This is a genomic window from Pseudomonas petrae (genome assembly GCF_021728295.1).
Classification (GTDB): domain Bacteria; phylum Pseudomonadota; class Gammaproteobacteria; order Pseudomonadales; family Pseudomonadaceae; genus Aquipseudomonas; species Aquipseudomonas petrae.
On record NZ_JAKJXE010000004.1, the window covers coordinates 348,471 to 360,313 of the forward strand.

12 protein-coding genes and 1 pseudogene are annotated in these 11,843 nt (G+C 61.7%); all 13 read right to left on the reverse strand.

The annotated features are described in order from the left end of the window. Positions 1 to 11: 11 nt before the first annotated feature. The 13 genes and pseudogenes from flhA to fliN all read right to left on the reverse strand — a co-directional run bounded on the left by flhA (position 12) and on the right by fliN (position 11,830). Positions 12 to 2,141, reverse strand: a complete 2,130-nt coding sequence (gene flhA / locus L4G42_RS09265) for a flagellar biosynthesis protein FlhA (protein ID WP_237254373.1) — start codon at positions 2,139 to 2,141, stop codon at positions 12 to 14. Between the two features lie 712 nt (positions 2,142 to 2,853). Then, the gene (locus L4G42_RS09270; protein WP_237254374.1) at positions 2,854 to 3,585 is read right to left on the reverse strand and encodes an anti-sigma factor; all 732 of its coding nucleotides are present in this window, start codon (positions 3,583 to 3,585) and stop codon (positions 2,854 to 2,856) included. Continuing rightward, on the reverse strand, positions 3,582 to 4,145 hold the full coding sequence (locus L4G42_RS09275) for a sigma-70 family RNA polymerase sigma factor (RefSeq protein ID WP_237254375.1): 564 nt from the start codon (positions 4,143 to 4,145) through the stop codon (positions 3,582 to 3,584). Before L4G42_RS09275 ends, L4G42_RS09270 begins: the two co-directional genes overlap by 4 nt. A 111-nt stretch (positions 4,146 to 4,256) precedes the next feature. Next, a complete protein-coding gene (locus L4G42_RS09280) occupies positions 4,257 to 4,799 on the reverse strand; it encodes a DUF3455 domain-containing protein (RefSeq protein WP_237254376.1) in 543 nt (180 codons plus the stop codon). A 235-nt stretch (positions 4,800 to 5,034) separates the two neighbouring features. Next, positions 5,035 to 5,592, reverse strand: a complete 558-nt coding sequence (locus tag L4G42_RS09285) for a fasciclin domain-containing protein (RefSeq protein ID WP_237254377.1) — start codon at positions 5,590 to 5,592, stop codon at positions 5,035 to 5,037. A 74-nt stretch (positions 5,593 to 5,666) separates the two neighbouring features. Beyond that, entirely contained in the window at positions 5,667 to 6,359 is a 693-nt protein-coding gene (locus L4G42_RS09290; RefSeq protein WP_237259704.1) for an anti-sigma factor, read from the reverse strand. An 11-nt stretch (positions 6,360 to 6,370) separates the two neighbouring features. Next, the gene (locus tag L4G42_RS09295) at positions 6,371 to 6,877 is read right to left on the reverse strand and encodes a sigma-70 family RNA polymerase sigma factor (protein WP_237254380.1); all 507 of its coding nucleotides are present in this window, start codon (positions 6,875 to 6,877) and stop codon (positions 6,371 to 6,373) included. A 925-nt stretch (positions 6,878 to 7,802) separates the two neighbouring features. After that, on the reverse strand, positions 7,803 to 8,942 hold the full coding sequence (flhB, locus tag L4G42_RS09300; protein WP_237251442.1) for a flagellar biosynthesis protein FlhB: 1,140 nt from the start codon (positions 8,940 to 8,942) through the stop codon (positions 7,803 to 7,805). 1 nt (position 8,943) lies between these two features. Then, the gene (fliR, locus tag L4G42_RS09305; protein ID WP_237251443.1) at positions 8,944 to 9,729 is read right to left on the reverse strand and encodes a flagellar biosynthetic protein FliR; all 786 of its coding nucleotides are present in this window, start codon (positions 9,727 to 9,729) and stop codon (positions 8,944 to 8,946) included. 7 nt (positions 9,730 to 9,736) lie between these two features. Further along, entirely contained in the window at positions 9,737 to 10,006 is a 270-nt protein-coding gene (gene fliQ, locus L4G42_RS09310) for a flagellar biosynthesis protein FliQ (RefSeq protein ID WP_065987304.1), read from the reverse strand. Between the two features lie 25 nt (positions 10,007 to 10,031). Continuing rightward, positions 10,032 to 10,775, reverse strand: coding sequence for a flagellar type III secretion system pore protein FliP (fliP, locus tag L4G42_RS09315; RefSeq protein WP_237251444.1), 744 nt, complete (start codon positions 10,773 to 10,775; stop codon positions 10,032 to 10,034). Positions 10,776 to 10,894: 119 nt separating this feature from the next. Further along, positions 10,895 to 11,371, reverse strand: a pseudogene (gene fliO / locus L4G42_RS09320) (flagellar biosynthetic protein FliO); the annotation flags it as partial. Continuing rightward, positions 11,372 to 11,830, reverse strand: coding sequence for a flagellar motor switch protein FliN (fliN, locus tag L4G42_RS09325; RefSeq protein WP_237251445.1), 459 nt, complete (start codon positions 11,828 to 11,830; stop codon positions 11,372 to 11,374). Between the last annotated feature and the right edge of the window lie 13 nt (positions 11,831 to 11,843).

The window sequence follows — 11,843 nt, forward strand, 5'->3', positions numbered from 1 at the left end:
GACTCACTACCTCAGCCGTTAGGCCCGACAGTCGCTACGATGGTGACTTGCTTATTGTCAGGAATTTCCTGATAAGCCAAAACATGCATATTCGGTACAGCCAACCGTCCAAAGCGGGACAACATGGCGCGAACCGGACCTGCGACCAACAAAATAACCGGCTGCCCCTGCATCTCCTGACGCTGCGCCGCTTCGATCAACGAGCGCTGAAGTTTCTCAGCCATGCTCGGTTCGAGGAGAACGCCTTCTTCCTGACCCTGACCTGCCTTCTGCAGACTATTTAGCAATATCTGTTCCAACCTTGGCTCAAGGGTGATCACAGGCAGCTCCGGCTCAATGCCGACAATGCTTTGGACGATTGCGCGGGACAATCCGACCCGTACGGCAGCCACCAGCGCGGCGGTATCTTGACTACGCGCAGCGTTGTTGGCGATGGCTTCGGCGATGGAGCGGATGTCGCGAACCGGCACCTGTTCGGCGAGCAGCGCCTGCAGCACCTTCAGCAGGGCCGACAGCGACAGCACGCCCGGCACCAGTTCTTCCGCCAGTTTTGGCGATCCCTTGGCCAGCAGGGTCATCAATTGCTGGACTTCCTCGTGGCCGATCAGTTCATGAGAGTGCTTGTAGAGAATCTGGTTCAAGTGGGTCGCCACCACGGTACTGGCGTCCACCACGGTGTAGCCGAGGGATTGCGCCTGGGCGCGCTGGCTGATTTCGATCCAGACAGCCTCCAGACCAAACGCCGGGTCTTTGGCAGTGATGCCGTTGAGGCTGCCAAACACCTGGCCGGGGTTGATGGCCAGTTCGCGGTCGGGGTAGATCTCGGCTTCGGCCAGGGTCACGCCCATCAGCGTCAGGCGATAGGCGCTGGGCGCCAGATCGAGGTTGTCGCGAATGTGTACGGTCGGCATGAGGAAGCCCAGCTCCTGGGAGAGCTTCTTGCGCACGCCCTTGATCCGCGCCAGCAACTGACCACCCTGGTTGCGGTCCACCAGCGGAATCAGCCGGTAGCCGACTTCCAGGCCGATCATGTCGATCGGGGTGACGTCGTCCCAGCCCAGTTCCTTGGATTCCTGCGCGCGGGTCGGCGATGGCAGCAGCTCTTGCTGACGCTTGACCTCTTGCACGGCGGCCAGCTTGACCTGGCTCTGTTTCTTCCACAGCAGGTAGGCGCCGCCGGCAGCCACCAGACCGAGGCTGAGGAAGGAAAAGTGCGGCATGCCCGGGACCAGACCCATGACGATCATGATCCCGGCGGACACCGCGAGCGCCTTGTGGGAAGCGAACATCTGACGGCCGACCAGTTTGCCCATTTCTTCGGAACCCGAGGCTCGGGTCACCATGATCGCGGCAGCGGTGGACAGCAGCAGGGAGGGCAATTGCGCCACCAAACCGTCACCGATGGTCAACAGCGCGTACACCTTGGCGGCGTCGCCAAAGCTCATGTTGTGCTGCAGGACACCCACCAGTACGCCACCGATGAGGTTGATGAAGAGGATCAGCAGGCCGGCGATGGCGTCACCGCGCACGAACTTGCTGGCACCGTCCATGGAGCCGTAGAACTCGGCTTCCTGGGCGACTTCGAGGCGACGGCGTTTGGCTTCAGGCTGGTCGATAAGGCCGGCGTTGAGGTCGGCGTCGATGGCCATCTGTTTGCCGGGCATGGCGTCGAGGGTGAAGCGTGCGCTCACTTCGGAGATCCGGCCGGCACCTTTGGTGACGACGACGAAGTTGATGATCATGAGGATGGCGAAGACGACGACACCGACGACGTAGTTGCCACCGATGACGACTTCACCGAACGCCTGGATGACTTTACCGGCGGCGGCATGGCCGTCCTGGCCGTGGAGCATGACGACGCGGGTGGAGGCGACGTTGAGTGCCAGTCGCAACAGGGTGGCGACGAGGAGGATGGTCGGGAATACGGAGAAGTCGAGGGGCCGCAGGGCGTAGATACAGACGAGCAGGACAACGATGGACAGGGCGATGTTGAAGGTGAAGAAGACGTCCAGAAGGAACGGCGGCATGGGCAGCATCATCATGGCGAGCATGACGAGGAGCAGCAGCGGTACGCCAAGTTGTCCACGGCCCAGGCCGATCAATCCGGTTCTGGCGTGGGAGATTATCTGAGAGCGTTCCACCGATGGGCACCTGCGCGTTAAATCAATCTTTTGACGCCGAAGCGTTGTATCGGGGTTATTGCAAGAAGGGGTCCAACATTTGGGATTGGGTGAAAATATCAGAGTGCCAGTATTTAGATTTGGGGTCGGCGACAGGTCGCGCTGTTCCGGCTGACTGGGTTCTGCCGGAGGCAGAACTGTTTCGCCTTCGGCGAGTTACTTGGAAAAGCACCCCAAGTAACCAAAGGTGCCTGCTCCTGGCTTGGCCCGACTTCGTCGGGTTCCCTCACTTCGACGACGCTCCGTGGGCCCGCGCCGAACGGACATCCATGTCCTGACGGCGCTCTCGCCGCATCCATGCGGCTCGGCCCACTCCGCGTCGTCTGCGTTCGGCCTGCACCCAAGTCGCGTTTTGTGGTGTCCGGACTTTTTGCGTAGGAAGATCAAAGGCAAAGCAGGTCAAGAGCTTCCCGGCTAAAGCCGGTCCCACTGACTGCACGCGGTGCCCTTGTAGGACCGGCTTTAGCCGGGAAGAGGCCCGTTCAGGCGCTGACATTTGATGGCTGAATGCATTCCACTGTAGGAGCGCGCTTGCCCGCGAACGCGGTGGTTCGGCTGCATTTCAATCCCTGACACCCTGGGTTCGCCAGCAAGCCCGCGCTTGATCGTTCCCACGCTCCGCGTGGGAATGCCGCCCACGACACTCCGCGTCTTCTGGTTGAGGCCAGTGGGTTCAGATCACTTTCACAGCGCGCCCGATGAATTGAATCGGCCCGGTAGGCTTACCGGTCGGGGAGCCGTTGGGGTTTTCGAGGGTGAGTTCGAAAAGTTGGTTGGGTTGCAGCGGCGGCAGTTTGTTTACGGGGATGGAGAGGCTCTGGCCGGGTTTGACCAGGCCCAGGGACACAGGGCCCTGCCAGCCGTCGGCTTTGGTCCAAAATTGGAGGGCCTTGTCGGTGGGGACTTGGGTGGCGCCTAGCGGTATCAGCTGGATTTCTTCCGGGTTGTTGGCCTGGATGACCCAGCCGGGGGCCTGGTTCTGTGGGGCAACCAGCACCACCAGATAAGTCGTGGGGTTCACCGGGGCGGTTCTGGTCAGGAGCATCGAGCCCAGCAACAGGGTCGCAACGAGTCCTGCGCCGGCAAGTCCGCGCCACAGGGGTAAAAGATCCCACCACGCATGCGGCTTCACGGCGGGCGTCTGTACCGGAGCCCGGCGGTCGTGGCGGGTCAAGCTGCGCTCGATCCGTCCCCACAGCCGCGGGCTTGGGGTCATTGGTTCGGCGAGTTCGGTCAAGGCCAGCAGGCGCCCTTCCCATGCGTCCACCGCCGCACGCAAGTCGGCGTCCGTGACGAGGCGGTTTTTGACGTCGAGTCGTTGCGCGGCCGGCAACGTGCCCAATACGTACTCGCTGGCCAGTGCGTCCAGTTCGTCGGCGCTGTCTTTTGACGGATAGCCTGTCATCCCATGCACTCCCGCAATGCCACCAGACTGCGTTTGATCCAGGCTTTCACCGTGCCCAGCGGCGCGCCCACTTTCTGCGAGATCTCCGAGTGCGAGTAACCGTCTACGTACGCATGAAGAATGCAGTTGCGACGCGCCGGTTCCAGTTGCTCGAGGCACCCGTAGATACGCCCCGAGCGGGCGCGGTATTCGAAGGTGTCGACTTCGGTTGCGACGTCCAGTGCAGCCTCGGCCAGCACCGCGCTTTCGCTTTGCTCGCTGACCTGAATGATGTGCGCGTTATCACGCATGAAGTTCAGCGCCAGATGCCGCGTGACGCTGAAGATCCAGCCACGGGCAGTGCCTCGTGCCGGGTCGAAACTGCCGGCGCGGGTCCAGATTTTGATAAAGGCGTCGTGCACGATGTCCTCGGCCAGCGCGTCGCTGCGGGCGATCCGCTTGGCGACGCCGAGCAGACGTGCGCTTTCCTGGGTGTAGAGGTCGTGCAAGGCCCGCCGCTCGCCCTGAGCGCAGGCAGCCAGACAGGCTTCGTAGTCAAAACAGTCTTCAGGTAGGGACAAAATGTTCAACCACCAACGAAAAGAAATACCCCGACCCAAAGGTCGGGGTTGCGTCGGTGCAGCGTAGATGACTTTGTGCGTCAGCGACACGGCATGACGTGGGACGTTGGTCTACTTGGCGGCCCAGAAAATATAGTCCGCCTGATATTTCACGATTTCACGCTTGCCTTTGGTGGCCATCGAGCACTCCATCTTCGGCGCCACACCGCCTTTGGTCGCCACCCGCTGGATGTAACTGACGTTGCTCATCGCGCCCTTGCCTTCCGCAGGATTGGCTTTCACCAGCTGATACGGAATATCGCCCGTCCCGGCGGGGGCCACGGCGAGCTGCGTGCCGGTGATCTTCGAACCGTCAGCGGCCTGCCAGGTGGCGGGCGGGCCGAAGTACGTGCCGACCTGCTTGCCACTGCGATCATTCAACACCGCGTTCGGGCCGACGAACGTCCATTCGGTCTGACCGGCCGCATTGGGCTTGTCGCGGCACTCATAGGTAATCTCGCCCACCCCCACGGCCTCCATCGCGATCTTGTGACCGTCCGGAACCTTGACCGCGTCAGGCAACGCCATCTGCGCGTACGCCGCCGGCGCCGCGGCCAACAGGCAAGTGGCTGCCAATGAAACACCGAACGTGCCCAGCAATTTTTTAGCGTTCATGCCATCTCTCCATTAGATAAACAGGTCAGCAGCCATCGCTACTTCTTGTACTACCCGGGAGAGAACGAACTGGATGCAGGGATTTGAAAATAAATGTGCGCGGGGAACAGCGGCGGTACGAGGGGATGAGCAGAGGGAGTCCGTTGCTCGACATGGCGTCAGTCGCCAAGTCAGGCCCTGGACCCCGGTGGACAGGGCTGATGTCCACCGGGTGTAGCAGCGATTACGCCAGTGGTTACGGCATCAGCACCGTGTCGACCACGTGGATGACGCCGTTCGACTGCATCACGTCCGCGATGCTGACCGTGCTTTTACCGCCTTTGGCGTCCATCACCTGCAGCTTGCCGTCATGGGGCATCACGGTGAGGGATTCGCCTTGTACGGTTTTCAGCATCACCTTGCCGCCGTTCATTTTGGCGTCCGCCATCAATTGTTTGGCGGTGTGGGTACCGGCGACGACGTGGTACGTCAGAATTTTGGTCAAGTCCGCTTTGTTCTCAGGCTTGACCAGCGTGTCGACGGTGCCGGCCGGCAGTTTGGCAAAGGCTTCATTGGTGGGGGCGAAGACGGTGAACGGGCCCTTACTGTTCAGCGTGTCCACCAGACCGGCAGCTTTGACCGCCGCCACCAGAGTCGTGTGGTCCTTGGAGTTGACGGCGTTCTCGACAATAGTCTTGCTCGGGTACATGGCGGCGCCACCGACCATGACCGTGTCGGCGGCAAAGCCTGGCGATGCAGCAAGGCAAAGGGCGGCGAAGGAGGCAGCGGCAATGCGTTTAGCAATGGTCAACATGGTACTTCTCCCAGATTCTTAGGTCCTTCGGATGAAGGTGAGAGATATACGAAGCAGGTGCCGGAACGGATGCATCAAAGTGAAGATATTTTTCCCTGGGCGACGACCGGTCCGGTTGGCTGCCCATTCGGTGACCCGTTCAGCGGCTCAAGGGTGACGGCGAGCACTGCGCCGCTGGCGAGCAGGTCAGCCAGTTGCGGCGTTACGTTTAACGTTGCGGAGGCATTGGCCGGCAGCAGGCCCAGCGACCGGGGTTTGCCATCGGCGGCGATCACCCACGCTTCGGCACTCTTGCCCGGCCAGTCGGCGTGGTGCGTGTTGACGAACAGCACGCCTCGCCGGTCGGGGCTGATCGTGGCGGCAAACAGCGTATTGCCGTCGCTCTGATCGAGACGCGCCAGCAGCGCAGGCCCCGGCCCCGAAGCAGGTTGCTGAAGTGTCAGCACTGATGCCAGCAACCCGGCAGCCAGCGCGGCTGTCGTCCAACGCCAGAGCCCGAGGTTGTTCCACCAGCCTGACGCACGTGACGGCGGATGGCTGGCACCCGCAAACAACCGCTGCTCAATCCTGCCCCAGGTACCCACCGGAGGACTGGACGCGGGCAATTGACCGAGCCACTCGGCGAACTGCTCCTGCCATTGCGCCATCGCGCGTTGATGGCGAGGCTCCAGCGCAATCATCGCCTCCACCCGATCACGCTCTTCGCGGCTGAGCACGCCAAGCACGTACTCCGCGATCAGCAGGTCCGGGGTCTCGTCGGGAGGCACTGAGTTCTCGTTCATAGGCCAAGGCACAAACGCAGTCGAAGCAACCCGCGACGAATCCAGCTTTTCATCGTCCCCAGCGCAATACCGTGGCGCTCGGCCAGCTCGGCATAGGAACAGCCCTCAAAGAACGCGACGCGGATATAGCGCTGCTGCGCTTCTTCCAGGGTTTCAAGGCAGCGGTCCAGCTGACTGCCCTGCTGCTCGCGCTCGAGGGAGTCCGGGATGGAGTCCTGCGTGGATAATTCGGGGATCGTTTCAAGAGGGTCATGACGGCGATGGGCCCTGCGCCGGTCAATCGCCTTGTTGCGCGCCATCGTCGCCAGCCAGGTCATGGCGCTGGCCAATTGCGGATCGAATCGAGATGCCTTCAGCCACGCCATGATGTACACCTCTTGGAGCACCTCTTCAGCCTCGGCCCGATTGCCGGAATAGTGCAGGCAGATACCAAACAGCCTTGCCGACGTGGCGTGATACATCGCTTCGAACGCCAACCGATTACCTTTCCCGCAGGCCTGCATCAGCACATTCAATGCCTCGGCGCTGGATTGAGCATCAGTGGATTGCGCTGCATTCGATCGAATGGTCAAGTGGCGAGGCCTTGAAGGGGACTGCGGCTACTCTAGACGGTTTTTGTTCGCGCTGTCATCAGGCTTGGGGCGGCCCTAAGCACGAAGATCAAGGGCGTCTGCCTGGGGGCAGACTGTTTCGCCTTCGGCGAGTTACTTTTGAAAAGCACCAAAAGTAAGCAAAAGTGCCTGCTCCTGGTTGGGCCCTTCCTTCACTCCGGTCTCGCTCCGTGGGCCCGCCGCCATCCGCCATCCATGGCGGGGGGCGGCTCTCGCGGCATCCATGCCGCTCGGCCCACTCCACGAGACCTGCGTTCAGCCTGCACCCAAGTCGCGTTTTGTGGTGTTTGGACTACCGCGTAGAAGATCAAAAGCAGATCAAAAGCTTCCCGGCTGAAGCCGGTCCTACAGGTATACGCGGTTAGTAGGACCGGCTTTAGCCGGGAAGACGTCAGCAGGCACGCTGCGAAATTGATGGTGAACACACCGGCCTCTTCCCGGCTGAAGCCGGTCCCACTAACAGACCGCGCGCACCTGTAGGACCGGCTTCAGCCGGGAAGCTCTTGATCTGCGCAGCGCTCTTGATCTTCATACACAAAGGTTCAGTCACCGCCAATCGCGACTTGGGTGCAGGCTGAACGCAGGTCTCGCGCAGTGGGCCGAGCCGCATGGATGCGGCGAGAGCGCCGTCAGGACATGGATGTCCGTTCGGCGCGGGCCCACGGAGCGAGACCGGAGTGAGGGTACTCCGACGCAGGAGGAGCCCAACCAGGAGCACAAGCCCTTGGTTACTTGGGGCTTTATCAAGTAACTCGCCGAAGGCGAAACAGTCTGCCCCCAGGCAGACGCTCTTGATCTTGAAGATCCTGAAGAAGACTTACGAATCCCGCCTCAAATCCGGCGGAATCGGCAGATTATCCCTAAGCGGATCAGGCCGCTTGCCACGTCCCGCCCGATACTGCCGAATCTGATACACATACGCCAACACCTGCGCCACCGCCAGATACAACCCCGCCGGAATCTCCTGATCCAACTCCGTACTGTAATAAATCGACCGCGCCAGCGCCGGCGACTGCAACAACAAAATCTGATGCTGCGCCGCAATCTCCCGAATCTTCAGCGCCATGAAATCACTGCCCTTGGCCAACAGAATCGGCGCGCCGCCCCGCTCCGCGTCATATTTGAGCGCCACCGCATAATGCGTCGGGTTCGTGATAATCACATCCGCCTCGGGAATCGCCGCCATCATCCGCCGCTGCGACATCTCCCGCTGCAACTGACGAATCCGCTGCTTGACCTCCGGCCGCCCCTCACTGTCCTTGTGCTCATCGCGCACCTCCTGCTTGGTCATCAGCAGCTTCTTGTGGGCCTCCCACAACTGCACCGGCACATCGATCGCCGCGATGATCAGAAGGCCCAGCGCCATCCACAGCGTGCTCCAACCCACCAACTGCAAACTGTGCACCACCGCCATCTCCAGCGGCTCGTGGGCGATGGAAATCAGATCGCCCTTGTCCTTCATCAGCACCACCAGCGCCACCGCCAGCACAATCAAAAACTTGGCCAGCGACTTCAGCAGCTCGATCAGCGCCTTGGGCGAGAACATCCGCTTGATGCCGGCGGCCGGGTTCATGCGGCTGAACTTGGGCGCCAGCGAGCCTGCGGCAAACAGCCAGCCACCGAGGGAAATGGGACCGACGAACGCCGCCACGGTCAACGCCAGCAGAATCGGCTGCACCGACAATAACGCCGCCTTGCCCGAGGCCATCAGCATGATCGCCATGCTGCGCTCGTCGAGAATCGCCTCGCGGGTGATGGTGAAATTGTCGCGCATCAATTGCATCATCATTTCCGCCATGGACCCGCCAAACGCCAGCAGCCCCGCAGCGCCCACGATCATCACGACAACGGTATTGAGCTCCTTGGAGCGGGCGATCTCGCCCTTCTCCCGGGCATCGCGTTTGCGTTTGTCCGTGGGGTCTTCTGTCTTGTCCTGACCACTCTCGCTTTCGGCCATGTCAGCGCGCCTTGACCAGGTCTCTGAGCAACTGCAGGGCGTCGACCGCCAGCGGTTGGTATTGATTGAGAATGTCGCCGAGGGTGATCCACAGAATCACCATGCCCAGCACCAGCGTCAGCGGAAAACCGATCGAAAAGATATTCAGCTGCGGCGCCGAGCGGGTCATCACGCCCATGGCGATGTTCACCACCAGCAGCGCAGCGATGGCCGGCAGCACCAACACCAGGGCCGCGCCGAGCACCCAACCCAGACGCATCACCAGCAGCCAGATGTCCGCCGTACTGATGCCCTGCCCCACCGGCAAGGTGGTGAAGCTCTCGATGAGGATCTCGAACACCACCAGGTGCGCGTTCATGGCCAGGAACAGCAGGGTCACGAGCATAGTGAGGAACTGTCCGATGGTCGCCACCGACACCCCGTTGACCGGGTCGACCATGGACGCGAAGCCCATGCCCATCTGGATCCCGATGATCTGCCCGGCGATCACGAAGGCCTGGAAAAACAGCTGCAACGACAGGCCCATCCCGGCGCCGATGAGGATCTGCTGCGCGATCAGCAGCAGTCCGCTGAGATCGAGGGCGTGCACGGCGGGCATGGGCGGCAGGCTTGGCGCGACCACGACCGTGATCGCCAGCGCGAAATACAGCCGCACCCGCTTGGGCACCAGCGTGGTTCCGATGATCGGCATGGTCATCAGCAGGGCGCCGATGCGAAACAGCGGCAGCATGAACGCCGCCACCCACGTGCTGATCTGGGTGTCGGTCAACGCCAGCACAGGTTCCATCGAGGGGTCAGCCGATCACTTGGGGAATGCTGGTGTACAGATTGGTGATGTACTCCATGAAGGTGCGCACCATCCACGGGCCGACCACGATCAGCGTGACCAGCATGACCAGCAGGCGTGGCAGGAAGCTCAAGGTCTGTTCGTTGATCTGCGTCGCGGCCTGGAACATTGAGACGATCAGGCCGACGATCAGGCTCGGCACCACCAGAATGGCGACCATGGTCGTGGTCAGCCAAAGCGCTTCGCGAAACAGGTCGACTGCTACTTCCGGGGTCATGCTGCGCACTCCACGTCAGATTGATTCATACGCCACCAAAACTGCCGGCCAGGGTGCCTATGATCAGCGCCCAGCCATCCACCAGCACGAACAGCATGATTTTGAACGGCAGGGAAATGATCAGCGGCGACAGCATCATCATGCCCATGGCCATCAGGATGCTTGCCACCACCAGGTCGATAATCAGGAAGGGGATGAAAATCATGAAGCCGATCTGGAACGCCGTTTTCAGTTCGGAGGTCACGAACGCCGGCACCAGAATCGTCAGCGGCGCCGCGTCAGGGGTCGGAATGTCGGTGCGTTTGGACAAGCGCATGAACAGCTCAAGGTCGCTGGAGCGGGTCTGCGCCAGCATGAAATCCTTGATCGGCACTTCGGCCTTGGCCACGGCGTCCTGGGCGGTGAGTTTTTCCGCCAGGTACGGCTGCAAGGCGTCGGTGTTCACTCGATCAAACACGGGGGCCATGATGAACAGGGTCAGGAACAACGCCATGCCGGTGAGGATCTGGTTGGACGGCGTCTGTTGCAGGCCGAGGGCCTGACGCAGGATCGAGAAGACGATGATGATCCGCGTGAAGCTGGTCATCAGCATGACAAACGCCGGGATGAAGCTCAGCGCGGTCATGATCAGCAGGATCTGCAGGCTGACCGAATATTCCTGCTGGCCGTTGGCGCCGGTGCCTAGCGTGATGGCCGGGATCGACAACGGATCGGCGCCGAACGCCAGCGGCGCTGCAAGCAACAGCAGCAGCGTCAAAACAATGCGCATCAGTTCGTGTCCTTCTGATCCGTAGTACGTGTCGCGCCCGTTGTGCCTGGCGTACCTGCGTTTTTACCGGCACCACCGAACACGTTTTTACCCGTGCGTGGCCCGGCCGCGCCTTTGTTGCCCAGCGCTTCCAGCAAACGCCTGGCGAATTCCGGCTGCACGCCTTGCGCGTCAGGGACCTCGACCGGCTCGTTCATCACGTGCAACGCGGTGATACTGCCGGGCGAGACGCCAAGCAGAACCTGTTCGTTGCCGACCTGCACCAGCACCAGCCGATCGCGAGTCCCCAGGGCGCGGGAGCCGACCAGCTTGATCACCTGATTGCCGGCCGGCCCCGCGCGCTGCACACGGCGCATCAGCCAGGCCAGCACGAAGATCAACCCGATCACCAGCAGCAGACCGAGCACCAGTTGCAGCAACTGGCCGCCGATCCCGCCGTTCAACGTACCGGCCACCGGCGCGGCGACCGCAGGCGTTGCAGTCGCAGTCGTCGTCGTGGCTGCAGGCGCGGCAGGCGTCGCCGGATCGGCCGCCATCACCGCCCAGGACAACGCCAGCAGCGGCAGGCTCGACAGGGTTCTGATCACGCCGCGCACTTAACGCAGCTTCTTGATACGTTCGCTCGGGCTGATCACGTCGGTCAGACGGATGCCGAACTTCTCATTCACCACAACCACTTCGCCGTGGGCGATCAGGGTGCCGTTGACCAGCACGTCCAGCGGCTCGCCGGCCAGACGGTCCAGCTCGATCACCGAGCCCTGGTTGAGCTGCAGCAGGTTGCGAATGTTGATATCGGTGCTGCCCACTTCCATGGAAATCGACACCGGGATATCAAGGATCACGTCCAGGTTCGGGCCATCCAGAGTGACCGCGCCGTTGCTTTTCGGCAGGCCGCCAAACTCTTCCATCGACATGCGGTTGGCGGAGTTGCCCGCGTCGGCCGCCAGCAGCGCGTCGATGTCCGCTTGACCGTCCCCGGATTCACCCAGTGCAGCCGCCCACTCATCGGCCAAAGCCTGGTCGTCGGCGGAATTCATTTCGTTGTCATTAGCCATGGTTGTCCTCGGG